At 39.7% G+C, this 20,914-nt stretch carries 17 protein-coding genes; 11 read left to right on the top strand and 6 right to left on the bottom strand.

The genetic code is table 11. The features are described 5' to 3' along the window. Positions 1–34: 34 nt before the first annotated feature. Positions 35–241, bottom strand: coding sequence for a hypothetical protein (locus JUI58_RS08805; RefSeq protein WP_204103395.1), 207 nt, complete (start codon positions 239–241; stop codon positions 35–37). Between the two features lie 80 nt (positions 242–321). Between JUI58_RS08805 and JUI58_RS08800 the strand changes: the two genes are divergently transcribed. Continuing rightward, the gene (locus JUI58_RS08800; RefSeq protein ID WP_204103394.1) at positions 322–528 is read left to right on the top strand and encodes a hypothetical protein; all 207 of its coding nucleotides are present in this window, start codon (positions 322–324) and stop codon (positions 526–528) included. Further along, positions 525–746 (top strand): ferredoxin-thioredoxin reductase variable chain, encoded by a 222-nt coding sequence (locus tag JUI58_RS08795; RefSeq protein ID WP_204103393.1) that lies wholly within the window; start codon positions 525–527, stop codon positions 744–746. The genes JUI58_RS08800 and JUI58_RS08795 overlap by 4 nt, the downstream gene beginning before the upstream one ends. Positions 747–1,028: 282 nt before the next feature. Here JUI58_RS08795 and JUI58_RS08790 read toward each other — a convergent pair whose 3' ends face one another. Together JUI58_RS08790 and JUI58_RS08785 are read right to left on the bottom strand one after the other, a co-directional pair. After that, entirely contained in the window at positions 1,029–2,033 is a 1,005-nt protein-coding gene (locus JUI58_RS08790) for an AAA family ATPase (RefSeq protein WP_204103392.1), read from the bottom strand. Continuing rightward, positions 2,030–3,214 (bottom strand): ATP-binding protein, encoded by a 1,185-nt coding sequence (locus tag JUI58_RS08785; protein WP_204103391.1) that lies wholly within the window; start codon positions 3,212–3,214, stop codon positions 2,030–2,032. Before JUI58_RS08785 ends, JUI58_RS08790 begins: the two co-directional genes overlap by 4 nt. Before the next feature lie 109 nt (positions 3,215–3,323). Here JUI58_RS08785 and JUI58_RS08780 point away from each other — a divergent pair, with 109 nt between their 5' ends. Continuing rightward, a complete protein-coding gene (locus tag JUI58_RS08780; RefSeq protein ID WP_204103390.1) occupies positions 3,324–5,474 on the top strand; it encodes a Tex family protein in 2,151 nt (716 codons plus the stop codon). Positions 5,475–5,736: 262 nt separating this feature from the next. Then, positions 5,737–6,738, top strand: a complete 1,002-nt coding sequence (locus JUI58_RS08775; RefSeq protein ID WP_204103389.1) for a CAP domain-containing protein — start codon at positions 5,737–5,739, stop codon at positions 6,736–6,738. On the opposite strand, the gene JUI58_RS08770 is transcribed toward JUI58_RS08775, so the two are convergent. Next, on the bottom strand, positions 6,729–7,928 hold the full coding sequence (locus tag JUI58_RS08770; RefSeq protein WP_204103403.1) for a histidine kinase: 1,200 nt from the start codon (positions 7,926–7,928) through the stop codon (positions 6,729–6,731). The two genes, JUI58_RS08775 and JUI58_RS08770, sit on opposite strands and share 10 nt — an antisense overlap. Positions 7,929–8,186: 258 nt before the next feature. Here JUI58_RS08770 and JUI58_RS08765 point away from each other — a divergent pair, with 258 nt between their 5' ends. From JUI58_RS08765 to JUI58_RS08740, 6 genes are all read left to right on the top strand, one after another. Then, on the top strand, positions 8,187–9,779 hold the full coding sequence (locus JUI58_RS08765; RefSeq protein WP_204103388.1) for a glycoside hydrolase family 57 protein: 1,593 nt from the start codon (positions 8,187–8,189) through the stop codon (positions 9,777–9,779). A 76-nt stretch (positions 9,780–9,855) separates the two neighbouring features. Then, positions 9,856–10,341, top strand: a complete 486-nt coding sequence (locus JUI58_RS08760; protein ID WP_204103387.1) for an FcoT family thioesterase — start codon at positions 9,856–9,858, stop codon at positions 10,339–10,341. A gap of 59 nt (positions 10,342–10,400) precedes the next feature. Next, entirely contained in the window at positions 10,401–11,606 is a 1,206-nt protein-coding gene (locus JUI58_RS08755; protein WP_204103386.1) for an LL-diaminopimelate aminotransferase, read from the top strand. A 75-nt stretch (positions 11,607–11,681) separates the two neighbouring features. Continuing rightward, entirely contained in the window at positions 11,682–12,320 is a 639-nt protein-coding gene (locus tag JUI58_RS08750) for a class I SAM-dependent methyltransferase (RefSeq protein WP_204103385.1), read from the top strand. A gap of 64 nt (positions 12,321–12,384) precedes the next feature. Continuing rightward, positions 12,385–13,290, top strand: a complete 906-nt coding sequence (locus tag JUI58_RS08745) for a phytanoyl-CoA dioxygenase family protein (RefSeq protein ID WP_204103384.1) — start codon at positions 12,385–12,387, stop codon at positions 13,288–13,290. Positions 13,291–13,454: 164 nt separating this feature from the next. Next, the gene (locus JUI58_RS08740) at positions 13,455–14,399 is read left to right on the top strand and encodes a DMT family transporter (protein WP_204103383.1); all 945 of its coding nucleotides are present in this window, start codon (positions 13,455–13,457) and stop codon (positions 14,397–14,399) included. A 401-nt stretch (positions 14,400–14,800) separates the two neighbouring features. On the opposite strand, the gene JUI58_RS08735 is transcribed toward JUI58_RS08740, so the two are convergent. Next, on the bottom strand, positions 14,801–16,207 hold the full coding sequence (locus JUI58_RS08735; protein WP_204103382.1) for a serine/threonine-protein kinase: 1,407 nt from the start codon (positions 16,205–16,207) through the stop codon (positions 14,801–14,803). A gap of 256 nt (positions 16,208–16,463) precedes the next feature. Further along, entirely contained in the window at positions 16,464–18,074 is a 1,611-nt protein-coding gene (locus JUI58_RS08730) for a serine/threonine protein kinase (protein WP_204103381.1), read from the bottom strand. 198 nt (positions 18,075–18,272) lie between these two features. On the opposite strand from JUI58_RS08730, the gene JUI58_RS08725 reads away from it, so the two are divergent. Further along, positions 18,273–20,693, top strand: a complete 2,421-nt coding sequence (locus JUI58_RS08725; protein ID WP_204103380.1) for an FHA domain-containing protein — start codon at positions 18,273–18,275, stop codon at positions 20,691–20,693. Positions 20,694–20,914 lie beyond the last annotated feature (221 nt).

Genomic DNA, 20,914 nt, shown 5'->3' with positions numbered 1-20,914 from the left:
TTTACACTCTTTCAAGATTAAGTGTTGATTTGGCTCATTCGATTTCAATAGATTGAGGCTGGCTATCCGCGCGATCGCTGCCATTGCCTGTGACTGTCGTTCCCGTTTGCTTCTCTAACCAGCTTTTCAGAGGGTCTTCGTTCAGGTTAAGATGCAATGCCCCAGTCAGGAATCCTCCAGCAAAGGCAATGGGATTGTGTAGTAATTCTTTACCGATCGGTAAGAGTTCTTCAAAAAACATAGGAAATCTCCACAAAAATTTATATTTCGTAATTATCCTAGCTCTACTTCGGGATTTTAGCGCATTGAGAAGCAGAGAAAATGCTCCCAAAGGCAGAAAAAACCGTTAAGCAGCAGTCAAGGCAAGGAAACTTAAAGATTGGGACACTCCTATGCGACAATGATAAAGGCGATCGACCGATGGAAGCAGAAACCCCTAGAAACTGCCCGAAGGCGATCGCGTTAATCCCCCCATTAGAAAAGCCCCCATTAAAAAACCTTAAGAGAGGAGAACCGAAAATTTTATGAAAGTTGGCGATCGCGTGCGAGTTAAGGAATCGATTACGGTTTACCATCATCCCCAACATAGAAAAGAACCCTTCGATCTCAAGGGAATGGAGGGAGAAATTACGGCAATTATTCAAGAATGGCAAGGTAGACCTGTTAGTGCTAATTTGCCTATTCAAGTCAGATTTGACAAGAAATTTCGTTCTCATTTTCGCGAGAATGAAGTAGAAGTCATTTAAAAGTGATTCCAAAAAACTTTGAAGAAATAATATTAAACCCTCCCAATTTGTGAACTGCCTTGGTAAAGTAATATCCAGATAGATTGATTACAATCTCACGATGCAAAAGTTGGTGAGGGAAATGAATATTGTCATTGATTGGATCAAACAACTGGGAATCTCTTACGAGTCCGTTTTTGGATTGCTTAAGAATCCTCGTCCTTTAGCGAAGCGCAGGACGGGGAGCAGTCAAATGAGGAAAAAGGTAACGAGAGCCAGTAAAATCTTTATTTGGATAATAAATTATTGAGGAGGTTCTAGTGCAATCTCTTCTGCTATTTTGAGAGCAAGTTGCTTAAAGTCTTGGTAAACATTCTGTACGGCTTTAAAATGAGCGCCAAGGGCTCCATCGGCTGCTTTTAGATGGAAGATAGGTTTACGCGCTTCTTGAGCCAATGCCATCAAACTTTGATAGTGTTTGAGGAGAGCAAAGCAGTGAGGATCGTCAGTGACAGATGTTGGATAATTTTCTGGAGATTTTTTATTTAAAATTTCGTCACTGTAAACTTGAGGAATACGAGAAATCCAGCGTTGATAGGCTTTAACAGGACGATCTAGGCGAATCGAATGTTGCAGCACAATATAACCCAGTGGTTGCATTTTACCAGTAGGAAGCACTAAATCAGGAACAGGGTTTTTCTCAACTCGTTCTTGCCATCCTTTTCGCCACTTTCTAAGAGTGGGTCCCAAATTTTTTAAACCTTGTAAAGAAAATAGATCGGGAGAAAGAGGAATGACGACATAATCTGCTGAAATTAAAGCAGAACGATTAATTGCACCTAAATTAGGACCAAGATCGATCAAAACAAGATCGGCATGAGAGGAATTAGCTGCTTTTTGTAACAAGCGCCAAAATGCAGAAATAACTCGGAAAGAGCGAGGATTTTCATCAAGGCATTTTGGCCATTCTGAAGATAATTCATCTTCAAAATTCGATAACTCCAAATCTCCAACTAAAAGTGTTAATTGTTCTTCGATTTCTTCTAGTTGTGGTGCATCAATATCTCCTGTTCCAATAACTAAGGGTTGTAAACAACGAAAAATAGTATTAGAGTTTTCATTGTCTAGCCATAACTCTTCTAGGCGATCTTCATCTAAAAATGCAGACGTTAAATTTGCTTGCGGATCTAAATCTGCGGCAACAACTTGATAACCTAACGATCTATACATCCATGCTAAATGATAGACTAAAGAGGTTTTTCCAACTCCGCCTTTATTGTTGAAAAAAGCAATGATTGGAATGCTCATGAATATCTCCTGAGAGTGACTAAAATATATGTATCTTCTAAGGTGAATTCTGGAGGAGGATTACCATTTTTTTCGAGTTCTTTTTTTGCTCTAACAATTCCGGAGCCAAAACGTTGGACATAGCCTAAATTGTTCATTGCTTCCGCTAAATGAGGATTTCGATAATCTGTGACTCCAGTTTGAAAATTTTCACGAGTTACTTGTCCAAACAAACCCCCTGGATTTTGAATTTCAATTCTGTCATTAAACCATGTAATTCTCACGGGAGCGTATGAAGTTTCGTAATTGCGATGCAAAACCGCATTTCTGGTTAACTCTTGCAATGCAACAATCGGATAATCTGGCTGTTTAATTTCAATAGGTTGGGAAGTCAAATCTGAAGTAACAGAGATATTAATTTGTAAGGTTTCATCCAGCAATCGCAACATTCGATCTAAATAACCATCGATTGCTTTTTGATTGATAATCGGATCGCCAAGATCGATTCCATCAATTCTTAAAAATTGAATATATGCTCCCGGAATGAACATTCTTGGTGATTTTCCCGTTACCAAAATTCCTAAGTTTGTCGGTTGAGTTGGTTCTGGTGGTGTGATAAATCGAAGGGAAGTTAGTTGTTGTTTGAGAGTACGATTATTTTCTTCTAAAACTTCTGGAGAAAGAGCAGTTGGTAAATATTCTCGTTCAAATATTGTTAAATCTAGATCGTCAAGTGTAGCTGAAGACAAAGATCGAAGATCGAAGGGTAAGTCTTTGGCTCTACGTTTCTCCGATAAGCGTCTTTCTTCTTCTATTGTTGCTGTAGCACGACGCGGACCCACTCTAATCCAAGTCCGACCATTATAACGAACTGGAGGTGAATCGGAAGGTTCAACAATAATAACGGCTAACTCACAACCGGAAATAACTTTTTTCTCAACAACTAACACTGGAAAAGGGAGAATCTGTTCGCGCATTTCAGACAGATTTTTTAATAATTCATCTGTAATGGTAATATTGGCACAACTGCCATTATCATTTACGCCTATAAATAAAACTCCCGGTTGTTGATGATCGGGTAAGTCATTGGCAAACGCACAAATTGCTTGACGAATCTTACTGCGATCGCTCATAGATGCTTTTCGTTCGACGCGATCGCATTCAAGATCGTTCAGTAAGGTTTCGAGTTCGCGATCGTCCATTCTTTTCTTTAATGCTTCTTTTAGATTCTCGTTTGTTTTTCAATGATACACTAGAATGTATGCTAATTATCTAAACTAAAAAATAACTCAATCCTTCTTTTTCTCTTCAATGCTCGAACTCGTTGCCATTCTCGCTAAGGAATTAGCCCTCAATCCCAAAAATGTTACCAGTGCCTTAGAATTGTTCGCAGAAGGAGCAACTGTTCCTTTTATTGCGCGATATCGGAAGGAAAGGACAGGGGGACTGGATGAGATACAATTGCGAGAGATTAGCGATCGCCATACCTATCTCAGCGAAATTCAGAAGCGCAAGGAAACAATTTTAAGCGCGATCGCCCAGCAAGAAAAACTCACCCCAGAACTTCAGAAAGCAATTGAATCTTGTTGGTTAAAAAATGAACTAGAAGATATTTATTTACCCTACAAGCCCAAACGACGCACTCGGGCAACTCAAGCTAGAGAAAAAGGACTCGAACCTTTTGCTGAATGGATTAAGTCTTTAAATCAAAAGAATGCCTCGGCTGTTTCTTTAACACAAGAAGCGGAAAAATATATTGATGTGGAAAAAGAAGTCAATACAGCACAAGAAGCCTTAAAAGGAGCAGCAGATATCCTCGCTGAAGAAGTTGCTGAAAAGTCAGAATTACGCGCTTATTTACGAGATTATCTGGCAAAACAGGGGGTTTTTACTTCTAAAATTAAGAAAGATTATCCCGAAGGAAGTACCAAATATGAAATGTATCGGGATTATCAAATTAAAGTCACAAAAATTGCTCCTCATAATATTCTCGCGCTGTTTCGCGGAGAAGCAGAAAAAGTTCTCTCAGTAGATATTTCCTATGATGAAGAATTTGTAAAATCTTATTTAGAATCCCAAGAAATTCGCAGTAAAAGTCCCGAAGTTCGGCAATTTTATCGGGAAATGCTGGCAGATGCTTTTAAACGTTTGATCAAGAATTCTTTAATAACAGAAATCCGTAGCGATCTTAAAATTTACGCCGATCGCGAGTCAATTGGGACATTTGCAGAAAATCTGAGAAATTTACTTCTTTCTCCTCCAGCAGGAATGAAACCTACCCTAGCGATCGATCCTGGATTTCGCACGGGATGTAAAGTTTCTGTATTAGATGAAACAGGAAAATTTATTAAATATTGTGCTATTTTCCCTCATACTGGCGAGGGAAAACGTCAAGAAGCAGGGAGAATAGTGCGGGAATTGATTGAGATATATCAAATCGAATTAATTGCCATTGGTAATGGTACAGCTTCCCGAGAAACCGATCGCTTTATTGATGAAGTCTTAACCAAAATCTCCCAAAAACCTGTTAAGGTGATTGTCAACGAATCCGGTGCATCTATTTACTCTGCTAGTCCATTAGCGATCGCAGAATTTCCCGATCTCGATGTTACCGTAAGAGGGGCAATTAGCATCGGTCGTCGCTTACAAGACCCCCTCGCAGAATTGGTTAAAATTGACCCAAAATCGATTGGTGTGGGACAATATCAACACGATGTCGAACAAAAATTACTCAAACAAAAGTTAGCAGAAACTGTCGAAAGTTGCGTTAATTATGTGGGAGTCGATCTGAATATGGCTTCCCAAGAATTGTTAACTTTTGTTTCTGGTATCACTCCGGCGATCGCCAAAAATATTATTGCTTATCGTAACAAAAATGGGGTTTTTAAAAACCGTCGCCAACTCCTAAAGGTAGCAAAATTGGGACAGAAATCCTACGAATTAGCCGCAGGATTTCTGCGTATTCGTAATGGAGAGAATCCTTTAGATAATACCGCCGTTCACCCAGAAAGTTATAAAATTGTTGAAGCGATCGCCACAGATTTAGACCTATCCTTAACAGAAATAGATCGCGCTAGAGATCGCCTCGATCGCCTCTCCCTCCATCGCTATATTAGCGATACAATAGGATTGCCCACCCTACAAGATATTGTGAGCGAATTGAAGAAACCAGGACGAGATCCCCGCGATCGCTTTCAATATGCCACCTTTAAAGAGGGAATCAATGAAATTAACGATCTTAAACCAGGGATGGAATTAGAAGGAACAGTAACAAATGTCGCCAATTTTGGTGCCTTCGTTGATGTGGGAGTTCATCAAGATGGATTAATTCACATTTCTAAGATGTCCGATCGCTTTGTAGAAGACCCAAAAACAATCGTTAAAGTAGGGCAAGTCGTTAAAGTTCAGATATTAGAGGTGAATATACAATTGAAACGAATTAGTTTAGCTCTTAATTATTGACAAGGAATCGAGTACACTTTGTCTAATAGAAAAGACAAATCCGAAGCATTTTATCCTCACATTTTGCCAACGCAACCCTTTTAATTTCACAATAACTTATTGCTGGACACCTTTTTTTCTGGCGAGGGAGGAAAAATCTAGGATTGCCTTGCGATCGATCTCAACCCCTATAATAGTTGAGATATACGAGATCGAGGGCGAAATTTCACCGCCACCTATTTTTTGCAATTCATCGATCCTTCCCACCAACAGAAAGCGCGTTATGTTTATAAAAAGTCGTTTTGCTCGTTTGCCAATCTTAACTTTGTTGAGTTTTGGGTTAATCGTCATTGGTTCAGAGTCAGTACGCGCTGACGTATCTCCTCTCATTTTCCCCGAAGATAATTTGCCCGATTCTAGCCCAGGCGATCGCGACTCTAGCATTCTGGGGCAATCAGAAACAGAAAATCCCTCACCAGAAAACCAAAATTTAAGGGCGATCGACATTCTCTTGCAACTCGCAAATGCAGAACGAGAAAAAGTTGATGCACCCCCATTACAACTCAATTCCCAATTGACAGAAGCAGCCCAAAGCCATGCTGAGGATATGGCAGAAAATGATTTTTTCAGTCCTGTTAATCCCCAAGGAATCAATACAGAAGGGCGAGTCGCGGCAACGGGGTATACTGGTACGAACATGATCGAAAATTTAGGCATTAATCGCGATCAACCCCAAGCAATTCTGGAGCAGTGGTTAGACAGTCCAGGATATAGGCTAAATTTATTGAATCCAGAATATACAGAAGCAGGATTGGGTTATGCCAGCAATCCTAACTCTCGCTTTAAGCATTATTGGTCCCTCATTCTTGTTGCCCCAGAGTCAAATAATCCAAATGCTGTTGCTCCTGCGCGAGAAATTTTACTCCAAGAAGAGGGAGAACTGACAGAAGAAGATCCCAGTCTAGATGTTGATGGCAGTCGTTACGATTCTTACAGTTTTAGCGGCAAAGCCGGGCAGACAATTTTTATTGCTTTAGAGAGTGAGGAATTTGATACCTATTTATTTTTGTTTGACGAGAAAAACGAACAAATCGGTGAGAATGATGATATCAGCGAAGATAACAAAAATTCCCAATTAACGATTGTTTTGCCTCAAGATGGTACTTATATGGTTTTAGTTAACAGTTACGATCCTGATAGCCGAGGACGCTATCAAATTAGTATCAAAGAACAAGACCCAGAAACATCTTCGCCGGAAAATTCCACCCAGAAACCTCAAAGATGAACGGGAAGGGTAAAGTGAAAGCAACTACCGCGATCGCGATTACCATCTACCCAAATGTGACCGTAATGAGCTTGTACGACTTGATGACATAAGGCCAAACCAATGCCAAATCCTTCTTTGGCTTTATCTCGTTCGAGTCGGAAATGTCCCTCAAAAATGCGATCGCGTTTTTCTTCAGGAATACCTGGCCCCGTATCGCAAACACTAATTTGCACTTTTTGGGTTGTCCGATGCAAAATCGAGAAACTAATCGTCCCATTTTCAGGAGTATATTTAATGGCATTGTCAAGTAAATTAGCCATTACCTGAAAAATCAACTCGGGATCGGCATAAACATTGGGCAAATCTTGAGGAAAATCCTTTTCCAAACGTAATTTTTTTCCCCGCAAGCGACTGCTAAACTGTTTGAGCAAATCCTCGCAAAAACTTAACAAATCAAGACTTTCTAATTTCGGCGAAAACTCTCCATTTTTAACTTTGGCAGCTTGCAAAATGTCCCCGATCATGCGGTTCATCGTCCGAAACTGGATGCGAGCCTGCTTATAGAGTTGTGCCGTTAAATAGGCAGCTTTTTCGCGATCTTCTTGTTTTTGAGCCAGTTCTAAAGTTTCTACAGCAATAGAAGCTGCTGTTAAAGGACTGCGAAGATCGTGAGCAAGCATGGCCAGAACCCGATCTTTAAACTGTAGGCGATCGAGGAGTTCTTCCTTTTCTTTCTTTAAGCGAAAGATTTCTTCTGTTAAGCGAATGCGATCGGGATAATAGCCATTACTATTCACTAAAGGAGGAACATCATCTCCGGAGTCTTGTTCTCTCAAAATTGCTTGTGATTCCAGGTGTAGCTCTCTTATATCTCGCTTCCACTGCTGCCACCACTTTTGCAATTGCGCCACCAAATCGCTACCCGCCAGAATTTGCCTTGGTTCGGGATGCAGTTTAACTAAAGAAGGGGTCGCAACCAGCCGAAAGTATTCCACTAAATCTGGGCGCTCCCGAACATCAAGAACTTCTAGGACGAAACCATGATTCTCTTTTAATCTCTCCTCTTTTAATTTTTGAAGATAATCCTGGATTTCTCGATTATGTTTCTTAGAACCGGAACGCTTGTCCACAAAGAGCAAGAAATGAAGAGTCTCGGTAGACTCCAGACAAGACTCGATCGCGAAGGGAAGATTAACCTGCTCATTTATCTGCTTGTCAGTGGGTTTTAGCACGGTATCCAAACAATGATTGACTCTAATCAAGGTTTACTTGGCGTTTTAACTCGAGGAAAAGAGGTTTATTAATAATATCTTAATATCTTTTGTCTGGAAAAACCTTTTTTTTGCGATCGCCTCCCAAAATCGCAAGGAAGTTTTTGCACTTTACCCCCCCATTCGGCATAGAATCTTAAAATAGTTCAAGTTTTTTTTGCTCGAAAGCAAATTATCCCCCTCCCCAAAATTACTATGGCTCTTGGCTATCTTGCCCTCGTCCTGCACGCGCATCTTCCTTTTGTTCGTCACCCTGAAAGCGATTACGTTTTAGAAGAAGAATGGCTCTTCGAGGCGATCGCGGAAACCTATATTCCTCTGCTCCACGTTTTTGAAGGCTTGAAGCGGGATGGGGTGCAGTTTCAACTCACCATGAGTTTGACACCCCCCCTCATCTCCATGTTGCGAGATCCCCTTCTCCAAGACCGCTTTGACGCACACCTGAGCCAACTCCAGGAACTCGCGGAAAAGGAAATCGATCGCCATCAGCATAACGGTCATCTGCGCTATTTAGCAGAATATTACGCCAAGGAATTCCAATCTGTTCGCAGTACCTGGGAGCGTTACGATCGCGATTTAGTCAAAGCCTTCAAACAATTTCAAGATAGCAATAATCTGGAAATCATAACTTGTGGGGCAACCCACGGCTATTTCCCCTTGATGAAAATGTATCCTCAAGCGGTGTGGTCGCAACTGAAGGTCGCTTGCGAACATTACGAAGAAACCTTCGGGCGATCGCCCAAGGGCATTTGGATTCCTGAATGCGGCTATTATAACGGCTTAGAAAGAATGCTGGCGGATGTTGGCTTGCGCTATTTCCTCACCGATGGTCACGGGCTCCTTTACGCCAAACCTCGCCCTCGCTATGGAACTTATGCGCCCATTTTTACAGAAACCGGGGTAGCAGTTTTTGGACGAGATCAAGAATCCTCGCAACAAGTTTGGTCTTCTCAGGTGGGATACCCAGGAGATCCAGAATATCGAGAATTTTATAAAGATTTAGGCTGGGAAGCAGAGTACGAATATATTAAACCTTACATTATGCCCAATGGTCAGCGTAAAAACACGGGCATTAAATACTATAAGATTACCAGCCGCAATGCCGGACTAGGAGAGAAAACCCTCTACGATCCCTATTGGGCTAAGGAAAAAGCCGCAGAACACGCCGGAAATTTCATGTTCAACCGAGAACAGCAAGTGCGTCACTTGTCGCAACTTATGGCCAGTCCACCTTTGATCGTTTCTCCTTATGATGCAGAATTGTTAGGGCATTGGTGGTACGAAGGTCCTTGGTTTTTAGATTTCCTCTTCCGTAAAAGCCACTACGATCAAAGTACCTACGAAACCATTCACCTCGCCGAATATCTGCAACGAGAACCCACCCAACAAGTGAGTTGTCCTGCTCAATCCAGTTGGGGTTTTAAAGGATTCCACGAATTTTGGCTCAATGAAACCAACGCTTGGATCTATCCTCACTTACATAAAACAGCAGAGCGGATGATTGAGTTAAGTTGCCGAGAAGCAAAAGACGAGTTAGAGAAAAAAGCCTTAAATCAGGCAGCGCGAGAGTTATTATTGGCGCAATCTTCCGACTGGGCGTTTATTATGCGGACGGGGACGATGGTTTCTTATGCGACGCGACGGACAAAATCTCACTTGATGCGTTTTAACAAGCTCTACGAAGATATCAAACAAAATCAAATTGACTCGGGTTGGTTGGAAAAAGTCGAGATTATTGATAATATCTTTCCCAATATTAACTATCGGGTTTATCGACCTTTGGGTTGACATCACAAAAAACTCTATGTTAAAACTATCACTAATAGTATAATCATTCAAATTAAATTGGAGAAATTCAGTCAAGATGAACGAACATAAATTGTTGAAGTTTGTACTAGATGTTTACGAAAATGATTGTCAGTATCTCAAAGAAATCAAACTGGATGATAAGGATACGAAAAGAGCTTGGGGGAAATTCTCTGTACCAAACACCTGCTATGCCGTGAAAGGAAGAAAATACCATTTGAATGCAGCCGAGGTGATTATTATTTACGAACAGATTATGTATGTCACTTTAGCCAATCTCTTTGTCAATGGATTGGATGAACTAAAAAAAATTCCGATTGATACCTTTTTTCCAACTGTAGTCGATGAGAAAGTATTAATTGTAAAATTTAATGCTCGTTTTTCTCAACCAGTGGCTAATGAAAACTTTACTGGGGTATTTACAATCGAAAAAATTGTCTCCAGAAAAAGCAGTTATTTTTTCTACACAAAGTTTGATATTAATGACGGCACTCAAGTCGCGGAAGTCGTCTTATGTGTTGATTTAGACTTTCTCTCTGCTTAGTATACCCTCGTCAAGGACATTTCATTGAATTAGTAGTTAGTAATTTTACTGTTCTGAATATGGCGCTAAAAAATCCCCATCTCTATCATCTACACATCAGTTCTAACTCAGGTAAAAATTACCAAAAAATTCTTGATAAAATCACCCAATTTCAGGCATCAAATCCTAAGAAAAAAATATACATGATGGCTTTTGGTAACACTAGCCAACCTATTTCAGAATCCGTTATTGATGCAATTAAGGAATATACTGATATTTTAAGCAACAAAGAAAAATATAAGGGATATGAAGATGTAGTCGGTAACTTGCAACTGAGAGAATTAATTTGCAGCAGATATTATCAACCAATGGGAGTTACTCTTGAACCATCAGAAATATTTATTATAGATGGAGCGCAATCAGCAACAGGAAACATTTCTGAGCTATTTTCAAAAAAGAGTATAATTGCAGTACAAAATCCTATGTATCCTTACTTTATTGAAAGTAATTTGATGATGGATAAAACTAGAATAGTCACTTTAAATTGTTATGAAAAAAATGGATTTTTACCAGAAAAACCACAGCAAAAAGTCGATCTTATGTACTTGTGTTTTCCCAATAATCCCACTGGAGTAACAGCAAAGACCAACGAACTAAAATCCTTTGTTAACTATGCTTTGAATCACCAATCTGCTATTATTTTTGATGGAGTTTATGGTAAATTTGTGAGAACTAGAGATGTTCCAAAGAGCATATATCAGATTGAAGGAAGTAAGAAATGTTCGATTGAAATTAATAGTTTTTCTAAAACTGCAAATTTTACGGGTGTAAGACTGGGGTGGTGCGTTATACCTCATGAATTAACAGTGGGTGACTCGTCTCCCAGTGAACTCAATCAGATGTGGAAAACTAGGTACAAAGTTAAATTTTGGGGTGCTTCTAATTTAGCTCAAGCCGCAGGAATAGCCGTGTTATCCCAACGAGGTCAAGAAGAATCTGAAGCGACAATACAATATTACTTAAATAATGCCTCTCTTCTTAGGAAAACCCTCGAGTATCTTGGCTTAAAATGTTTTGGGGGCATTGATAATCCTTACATTTGGGTCAAGGGTCGTCAAGGCTTGTCTTCTTGGGAATTCTTTGACTATCTACTCGAAAATACAGGCATTGTTGGGATTCCGGGTTGTTTTTTTGGAACTTGTGGTGAAGGCTATCTTCGATTAAGCGCACTGGGACACAGAGAGGATGTTGAAGAATGTGTGGAAGGATTAAACAATTCAACCTGAAAAATGAGACTTGTCAAGTAATCAATTATCAAGTAATATTTTATCAGAATTTTTTTTGAATCGAGGTTATTTCTAATGAAAAATGAGCGCGGAACACCAGATAAAGCTCAATGGGTATATGATGCTCCTAATTTTAACGAACTTGCCGATCGCTACGATCAATGGGCAGAAGATTACGATCGAGATATGAAGGATGTTTTCGGTAATGTAGGTCCTCAAAAAATGGTGGAGATAGTTACTCAATATGTTTCTACTGATGCTAAGATTTTGGATGCTGGTGCGGGTACGGGATTAGTCGGAGAACTCTTATCTCAAAGAGGATATAAAGATTTAGAGGCATTGGATATCTCTGCGAAAATGTTAGCAGAGGCTCGCGAGAAAAATGTATATAATCATCTGCATCAAGAAATTTTAGGGGAGCAATTAAAAATTTCCAGCGATTATTATGATGCCGTCGTAGTCAAAGGAGTATTTGCCCCTAATCACGCATCTGTTGATGCTTTTGATGAACTGATTCGCATCACCAAACCAAGAGGCTACATTATTTTTACGATTCGCTCTGATTATTATGAAAGCAGCGATTTCCAGAAAAAGTTACCTGCTCTTGAAGTATCGGAACATTGGCAGTTAGTGGAAATGACAGACAAGTTTGCCTGCTGGCCCAAAGCAAGTCTTAATATTTTTTATAATATTTGGGTGTATCGAATCAACTAAGATAGATAGGTCTGTTTTTGAAGCCCATTTCTCAAATTATTGTCCTGAATAAAAGGTAAAATCTATGGTGACAACAGCAAATAAGATTTCCCAAGCACCCCTATCTCAGATTAAAACTGACTATCCACTCACACAAGAACAAATCAATCGCTATCATCGGGATGGATTCGTAATTATTCCGGGTTTTTTTAAGGCTGAAGAAGTTGAACCCTTACAAGATTCACTTGAAAAAGAAACCAGTCAATACGAGTCTCGAGAGATTACGCATTTTGATGGAGTTGGAAAAAAATATGGAATCCTCTATTGGACGCAACTAGGAGATTCAGTATTAGGCATTTTTCCTCGCTTGGCACGTATTGTAGATGGTATTGAAGTGCTATCGGGTGAAGAATGTTATCATTGGCATTCAAAAATCGCCAGAAAACCACCGCAAAGTGGTCGTATCGAATGGCATCAAGGTTTTGGATCTTGGTATTATGATGGTTGTGTTTTTCCGAATATGGTAACCTGTTCGGTAGCTATTGGAGAGAGTACCAAAGAGAACGGTTGTCTCCAAGTTATTAAGGGCTCTCATCGATTAGGACGTTTAGATATTGTTAGCATCGGAAATACAGTCGGCACAGATCCTGAAAGGCTAAAAATTGTCCTGCAACAGATGGAAGTTGTTGACTGCGAAATGTCTCCTGGAGATACTATTTTCTTTCACAGCAATACACTACATGGGTCTCCTCCCAATAAGAGCGATCGTACCCGCTCTATGATACACTGTGCGTATAGTGGAATTTCAAATGCACCTTTTATTAAAGAAGGACAAGAGCATCACAAGTACAGCCCGATACAAAAGTTGTCCGATACTTTTCTTTTAGAACACCAATCCATGTTTGTTATGGAAAACGGAGTAGAAGTTTATCGCCCTAACTCTGGCAAAGATAAGCCTTATATGAACATCAATCCATACGATCAAGAATAACGTTATCTTTGATAACCCTTACGAGCAGGTCAATTAATCTTTTTTGGTCTATTCATCATTTTACTTTGTTGAGATTTGATAGTTGTAATGATGAATAGACTATATTGGTTTATGAAAACTTTAAATGCTTCATAACAACGTCTTTGCAAGAGTTAGAAAGCCAAATGATTAATCGATTTGCAGTGCAGCATAAGTTTTCTGAAAAAAATATAGCCATTGTTTTTGTCCTTATCGTCTGCTGTGTTCTATCTTTCGTACCGATATGTGTTAAATGGAGTGAACAAGAAATTAGTCCAATTGCAACGGTCTTCGATCGCTTTTTCTTCGGTGCCTTTATTTTTGGTTTAAGTAGTGTTGTTTTCCCAAACCAACAAAAGACCGATACAGAAGCCACCGTTTCTAGATTTTATACTCCCAAAATCATTTTACTCCTTCTCGGTGCGGGGACTTGTGCGGCTGCCAATCAAGCGTTCTGGGCATTATCTCTCACCCAAACCAATGTTGGCAATTCTTCTCTCATGCACAGTTTAAGCCCTTTATTTACAACCTTATTAGCTTGGTTATTTTTGCAGCGCAGTTTCGATCGCCAGTTTATCATCGGAATGGCGATCGCCATTGTAGGCTCGATCGCCATTAGTATTGGAGATTTCCAAATCGCCATAACCAAATTACAAGGAGATGAATTAGCTTTATTATCGGCAATTTTCTTTGCGATTTACCTTTTAATTGTCGAACAACTACGAATCAGCTTAAGCTCAAGTACTATTTTATTTTGGCGTTGCTTATTGGGGACAGTATTCCTACTCCCTATTCTTCTCATTAATGGCGATCGCCTGATGCCAAATTCGACAACGGGATGGTTAGCTATAGCTTGCTTAGTGCTAACTTTTGTTATCGGTCACGGACTACTGACCTATACCTTAAACATTTTATCATCCAGTCTTGTTGCCGTTATTTTACTTCTAGACCCTTTTTTAAGTTCCTTGCAAGCATGGATTTTCTTTTCGGAAAAATTGAGTCTTTTAGAAGGGATATCCTTCGCGATCGTTGTTTTAGGGGTATATTTAGCCATATCCAGTCGCGATCGCAAAATTGGTGTTAGCGAATAATTGTTTCATGTCTCTCTCTCCTTTAGATTTGCTGAAAATGAGCGCCCGATCGCTCTACAGTAACCCCACTCGCTCATGATGAATGAATTGGTAAAGAGAACTCATTCTGTTCAATTTGACATCTATTAGGCAAGAGCCGCGTTGGGTTTTGCGAGGTTGAGTAGCAAATAATGACAGAGAGTTAAGATGCTGAGTTTTATAAGTTGCGATCGCATGATTTTTTCTCCTTGATAATCAAGATAAAATAGAATTTATAATTCCTCTTACTTCCATCTAAATTTATGGTAAACCAACTTCCGCCCAAACCACTGTATATGATGAGGATACTGTTGAATCAACAAAAGGCTTTAAATTCAAAATAACCAATTCTTGATTGGGAAAGAACGTTCCTATTTTATCAGCTAATTTATTCTATAATTAACACTTTGGATAACTTTAATTTTTTCACCAATTGCAGGAACAAAAGATGGATAAATTGTAACATCTTGTTTTGTTTTGATTAATTGTTCCCCAATGAAAGTATTGCCGGATGGATTAGCAATTGCACCGATTCTAATCCATCCTATAGAAGATGGAAGATTTGACGGTTTGGACGGTTCGGCATATTGGGACGTTGTTGAAATAGAAGGAGTCGATACAGAAGAGGAAAAATTAGATTGATTGGTTTCTGATATTTTATCAGAAATCGAAGAAGGAGTAGAATTTTTATTTGAGTCAGATATTGTCTCAGATTCTGATGGTGAAGAAGTTATATTTTCAGATTGGGGTTCAGATTGAACAAAATGAGTAAATGTCAATCCAAAAACAATTCCGGAAAAAGCTAACCCACCAATGATACAACTTCCTAATATAATACTTTTATTATTGTTTTGAGATAAATTTGAGGAAATTACAGACATTGTCGGTGGAATAACTTGCATTTGAGGTGCAGAAGTTACTGTTGGCAAAAGCGAATTTTGTTTTTTTCTCGGTGTACTTGTAATCACTGCACACTGCAGCGCATTCAACATTTCAGGAACGGTATGATAGCGATCGCGCGAATGAGGTTGAATTGCTTTATCTAAAATTGCGGCTAAAGTAGGACTGATGGTAGGTGCATTTTGTCGCCAAGAAATAGCTCCTGTTATGGGATCGCTTTGCAATTCTTGAGGGCTTTTTCCGGTTAATAGATAGACTGAGGTTAAACCTAAACTATATAAATCGCTAGAAAAAACAGGTCTACCAATACTCTGTTCTGAAGGCATAAAACCGGGAGTGCCAATAACAATAGAATGAGTGCTATTATTGGCAGCAGCAATGGTGGTATTCATTGTTTCTTTGACTGCACCCAGATCGATGAGAACGGGTTGATTATCCAGGTTGCGGAGAATAATGTTATCGGGTTTAATATCCCGGTGAATAATGCCTTTTTCGTGCATATGATGCAGCACGGGTAAGATTCCTTGCAGAAGTTCTTTTACCGCATTTTCATCAAATTGTCCCGATTGTTGTAGTTTTTCCGATAAGGTCGATCCTTCTACCCATTCCTCAACTAAATAAAACTGTCCCTCTGATTCAAAATAAGCATAAAGTGCGGGAATTTGCGGATGTCCGTGACCCAAATCTTCTAAAATTACGGCTTCCCTCTGAAATCGTTCTTGTACGGTTTGATAGGTTTGCGGATCGTTCGCGATCGGTTTGAGTTGTTTAATCACGCAACGACGATTTGTGGGGGAGTCCATATCTTCCGCAAGAAAGGTTTCTCCAAATCCTCCACTACTTAAGGAACGCAAGATCCGATAACGATTTTTTAAGACTTCAGGTATCATGGCTGTCACTTCTTGAGTTATTAATTTTGTGAATCTCAGAAAAGAGAGCGATCGCGGTAGATGAAAAATATCTCTTCTCTCAGTCTACTCGATTAATTGAGTTTGGTTATCCTCAAAAGCGAGAATTTTTCTTAATTTATCGAGTGCGATCGATCCTGACATTCCTACTCTCTCCTCTGGGATAAGCCAGTGCTTTTTATGCAGTTTTTAACAAAAGTTAACAAGAAAGGATATTTGGTTCAAGAATACTAAAAAATTAGAGAACTTTAATTCCTGCGATCGCCCAATCATCTTGGGATTCATCCCATACTAAAGAAAAACGAAGTGTTTGAGGGGTAGAATTACCTTTCTTCATCTGATAATCGTAACTAATATTAACTTCTGAAGCATCGGTTCGAGAATCCACAAGATTTACATTTTTGATAGCAACGCGATCGACGCTATCCCACCAATTGTAATAATTAACATATCCATCGGGATGAAGTCTGGTATCATTTCTAATACTTGATGGAAGCATTTGCCAAGCTGACTCATATTGTTCAGAATTGATATAAGAATAATATCGCGCCACTGTTTCTTTTGGATCGGGGCGATCGCTAAAATTGCTATTATTTTGAACATTATTGGATAGAGAAGGGTTGGTTGTAATGGGTGGATTAGAATTAGGTTGATTGGGAATGGGTTGAGTGAGTGTCGGTTGTTCTGACAGATTAGAAGGAGGAGAAACCGAAGACTCAGGTTGAGATTGATTAGCTAACTCAGATTGAGATTGATTAGCTAACTCAGATTGAGAGTTTTGCTGAGAATTTTCTACTTCAGAACGATTATTTTGTTCGGATTCAACAGCAGAAGGACGAGTTAAAACTAATCCTGCAATAATCCCCACACAAGCTAATCCTCCAATAATTAAACTGCTTATAATTGCACTATTACTGTTTTGTTTGAGTGCGGGAGTTGGCGCAACAGCAATTGTTGCAGAAGGAGTTTGTATGGCAGGAATTGGAACAGGAGGAACAGAGGTTACAGTGGGTGAAATCGGAACATTTCCAGATTGTAGCGCAGCCAACATTTCTCTGGCTGTAGAAAAGCGATCGCGAGCATGAGATTTTACGGTTTTATCTAAAATATCCCCCAAACTCGGACTGATATTTAAAGCCAATTCTCGCCAAACAATTTCTCCCGTTAAGGGATCCGTTGTCAATGCTTGGGGAACTTTTCCGGTTAACAAATAAATTGCTGTCAGTCCCAAACTATATAAATCGCTAGAAAAAACAGGTCTACCAATACTTTGTTCTGAAGGCATAAAACCGGGGGTACCAATCACAATAGAACTGGTGGGAGTTCCCTGGGATGTCACCACGGTTCCCATTGTTTCTCGCACTGCCCCAAAATCAATCAAAACAGGCTTATTATCAGAACTACGAAGAATAATATTATCGGGTTTAATATCGCGATGGATGATGCGTTTATCGTGGATATAAGCCAAAGTAGGTAATAAATGAATCAATAAATCTCGAATGCGGCTTTCACTAAAAAGTCCCTGTTGTTGTAATTGTTGATTCAGAGTTTTCCCTTCAATATATTCTTGTACTAAATAAAACTCTCCTCCTGATTCAAAATAGGCATAAAGGGAAGGAATTTGCGGTTGTCCTTCTCCTAATTCCTCTAAAATTGCTGCTTCTCGTTGAAAGCGATCGCGCACTAATTGATAGATTTGTGGGTCATTATTCGTGGGTTTAAGTAATTTCACCACACACCAACGTCCCGAGGGCATTTGCGTGTCTTCTGCCAAAAAAGTCTCCCCAAACCCTCCTTTACCAAGAGTTCTCAGGATACGATAGCGATCGTTTAAGAGTGCTGATGTCATGGTGATTCTCTCAATAAAATTTTCTCTAGAATTTCATTAGTAATTTGCCAGGGTTGACAAAATTGTACGATACTCTCCGGAGAAATTTCAATATTCTTAAGTTTCATTTTGTATCATTTCTCCCTTAAAGTGTGAAGTCGCGATCGCAATTTCGTTCCTATCCTCTAAAATAGTGACCAAATCCAGCAAACATAAACTATGTCTTCTGTAAAAAGTCATCATCGCACGGTTGTTGGCGATCGCCCTCAAATCATTCTCAATAATCAAGGTCAGGTTTTACCTCCCCTACAACTTACCGCAGACCGACATATTTTAGGTCGCGATCCCAACCGTGCGGATCTGATAGTACCGGGAGATTGGGTCGTTCTTTCGAGTCACCATGCTATTTTAGAACGAAGAGGACAGAACTATTTCATTTATGATGGGGATGGAATCAATCCCAGTAAAAACGGCTTATTTATCAATCATACTCGCATTACTCACACCCAAGGCTATTGTTTGCAGGATGGGGATGAATTGAAAATCGGACAAAATCCGACTAATTTTATTACTTTAACGTACTATAGTTCCAGTTTCCAACCCAGCACGGCTCAGTCTCTCCAAAAATCTATTTCCCTGAACAAAAATCTCACAACTATCGGACGAGAATCGGGGATTGATTTAACCCTTGATTCTCCTATTGTGTCCCGTCGTCATGCCGTTGTAACAATCGATAAAAGCGGACAATATATCATTAAAGATTATAGTACCAATGGTACTTTTGTTAACGGTCAAAGGGTTAATGATTCTCTCGTTCTTCCTCCAGGTGCAAGCATTCGCATCGGTCCCTATTTATTACTGTTACAAGGGGATCGACTGGTTATTGGAGATAAGGGCGATCGCATTCGTTTAGATGCGTATCAATTGGTGCGAGAAGTTAAGGATAAAGGAGGGAAGAAAAAGATACTTCTCGATGATATTTCCCTTCCTATTGAACCGGGACAATTAGTAGCTTTGGTGGGGGGAAGTGGTGCAGGAAAATCAACGTTAATGCGAACGTTATTGGGTGTAGATCCGACAACAACAGGAGAAGTCTTTTTAAATGGAGAAAGTTTACGGACTAATTTTAATATCTATCGTACCCAAATTGGTTACGTGCCTCAAGATGATATCGTTCATCGCGATTTAACCGTGGAGGAAGTATTAACTTATGCTGCAAAATTGCGCTTACCTCCTGATACTAATATTGAAGAGGCGATCGCGAAAACCCTTGAAGAAATTAAAATGTCTCACCATCGCCAAACATTAGTGGGAAAATTGAGCGGGGGACAGCGAAAACGGATTAGTATTGGGGTCGAATTATTGGCAGATCCAAAGCTATTTTTCCTCGATGAACCTACATCGGGACTCGATCCAGGGTTGGATAAAAAGATGATGGAATTGCTGCGAGATTTAGCCGATCGCGGACGCACAATTATTTTAGTCACCCATGCAACCAGTAATATTAATTTATGCGATCGCATTGTTTTTCTAGGACTGGGAACCCAACGCAGAGGAGGAAAACTTTGTTATTTTGGAACCCCTCAAGAGATTCTTAAATTTTTCCAAGACAATTGTTTTTCTGAGATTAAAGATTTATCCGATATTTATAATCACTTAATAGAAGAAGACCATGTAGATCGCGCTAAATACCAATTTAAAAACTCAGATTTTTATACTCAATACATTACCGATCGCTTAAGTATCGAGAGTCGTGCCGATCTCGAAAAACCACCGAAACAAAACAAACAATCCTCCCTACAACAACTCATTCTCTTCTCTCGTCGTTATTTCCAATTATTAATTCGCGATCGCGTTAACTTAGGATTAGCACTTCTCACTGCACCGATCGGGATTATTTTAATTACCCTTGCATTAGGAGAGAAAAACCCGCTTATTTTAGGTGCAGAAGACGATCCTACCCTTGCACCTTTAGCATTGCGTGTCTTATTTGTCTTTACCTGTGCGGCAATTTGGGTAGGATTATCGACTAGCTTACAAGAAATTGTCAAAGAAACAGCAATCTATATGCGAGAACGTTTGGTAAATTTGCGTTTATTCTCCTATTTAGGCTCAAAATTAGGAGTGTTGGGAGGGTTGGCACTTTCTCAGACTTTACTCATGGCGATCGCAATTTTAGTCTGTTTTCAATCTCCCGAACCTGAGTTAATTCCTTGGAGTTTGGGAATAGGAATTACAACTTTTCTAACTCTTTTAACCTGCACGAATTTAGGATTAATGATTTCTGCTTTGGTTGAAAATAGCGCTCAAGCAAACAGCGCATTACCGTTGCTATTACTCCCACAAATTATCTTTTCTGGGGTATTATTTAAAATGGAAGGCATCGGTCAGTATATTTCATGGTTTATGTTGAGTCGCTGGTCTGTGGGGGCTTATGGTGCTTTAGTAGATGTGAATAATATGATCCCCGAACCAACTCAATTACCCGATGGAAGTATCGTCTCGCAGCCTTTTGAAGCAACTAGCGTTTACGATCCCACTTGGGAAAATTTAGCTCTAAATTGGGGTATCTTGTTCCTTCATGCTGCAATTTATTTTGGTGTAACTTGGTGGAAGCAGAAAAGTAAAGATGTGTTGTAATTGTTTTGGCTGTTTTGTTTTTTGAAAGAATGCGATCGCAGAAGTTTTGCGATCGCCTTTGTTATCGCGCACATTGTGCTATTCTAGTATGAGTTCTAAGCTGGAAGAGGTCGTGTCAGGAACTTCAGCCTAAAGGCGTGAGGCTTGAAAGAGAAATCTGACAAGCCATTCTGACCAGACTAAGTACCCCGCGTACTACGTTATTTGGGTCACGACACCTG

Source organism: Spirulina sp. CCY15215 (genome assembly GCF_016888125.1).
In the GTDB taxonomy this organism is placed as follows: Bacteria; Cyanobacteriota; Cyanobacteriia; order Cyanobacteriales; family Spirulinaceae; genus CCY15215.
The sequence above is the reverse complement of the archived record's forward strand: the minus strand, read 5'-3'. Positions and strand labels throughout refer to the sequence as shown.

What these genes read in the sequence shown, in the direction of transcription:
- JUI58_RS08805 (WP_204103395.1), bottom strand. Translation starts at nt 241, where the DNA reads ATGTTTTTTGAAGAACTCTTACCGATCGGTAAAGAATTACTACACAAT.
- JUI58_RS08800 (WP_204103394.1), top strand. Translation starts at nt 322, where the DNA reads ATGCTCCCAAAGGCAGAAAAAACCGTTAAGCAGCAGTCAAGGCAAGGA.
- JUI58_RS08795 (WP_204103393.1), top strand. Translation starts at nt 525, where the DNA reads ATGAAAGTTGGCGATCGCGTGCGAGTTAAGGAATCGATTACGGTTTAC.
- JUI58_RS08790 (WP_204103392.1), bottom strand. Translation starts at nt 2,033, where the DNA reads ATGAGCATTCCAATCATTGCTTTTTTCAACAATAAAGGCGGAGTTGGA.
- JUI58_RS08785 (WP_204103391.1), bottom strand. Translation starts at nt 3,214, where the DNA reads ATGGACGATCGCGAACTCGAAACCTTACTGAACGATCTTGAATGCGAT.
- JUI58_RS08780 (WP_204103390.1), top strand. Translation starts at nt 3,324, where the DNA reads ATGCTCGAACTCGTTGCCATTCTCGCTAAGGAATTAGCCCTCAATCCC.
- JUI58_RS08775 (WP_204103389.1), top strand. Translation starts at nt 5,737, where the DNA reads ATGTTTATAAAAAGTCGTTTTGCTCGTTTGCCAATCTTAACTTTGTTG.
- JUI58_RS08765 (WP_204103388.1), top strand. Translation starts at nt 8,187, where the DNA reads ATGGCTCTTGGCTATCTTGCCCTCGTCCTGCACGCGCATCTTCCTTTT.
- JUI58_RS08760 (WP_204103387.1), top strand. Translation starts at nt 9,856, where the DNA reads ATGAACGAACATAAATTGTTGAAGTTTGTACTAGATGTTTACGAAAAT.
- JUI58_RS08755 (WP_204103386.1), top strand. Translation starts at nt 10,401, where the DNA reads ATGGCGCTAAAAAATCCCCATCTCTATCATCTACACATCAGTTCTAAC.
- JUI58_RS08750 (WP_204103385.1), top strand. Translation starts at nt 11,682, where the DNA reads ATGAAAAATGAGCGCGGAACACCAGATAAAGCTCAATGGGTATATGAT.
- JUI58_RS08745 (WP_204103384.1), top strand. Translation starts at nt 12,385, where the DNA reads ATGGTGACAACAGCAAATAAGATTTCCCAAGCACCCCTATCTCAGATT.
- JUI58_RS08740 (WP_204103383.1), top strand. Translation starts at nt 13,455, where the DNA reads ATGATTAATCGATTTGCAGTGCAGCATAAGTTTTCTGAAAAAAATATA.
- JUI58_RS08735 (WP_204103382.1), bottom strand. Translation starts at nt 16,207, where the DNA reads ATGATACCTGAAGTCTTAAAAAATCGTTATCGGATCTTGCGTTCCTTA.
- JUI58_RS08730 (WP_204103381.1), bottom strand. Translation starts at nt 18,074, where the DNA reads ATGACATCAGCACTCTTAAACGATCGCTATCGTATCCTGAGAACTCTT.
- JUI58_RS08725 (WP_204103380.1), top strand. Translation starts at nt 18,273, where the DNA reads ATGTCTTCTGTAAAAAGTCATCATCGCACGGTTGTTGGCGATCGCCCT.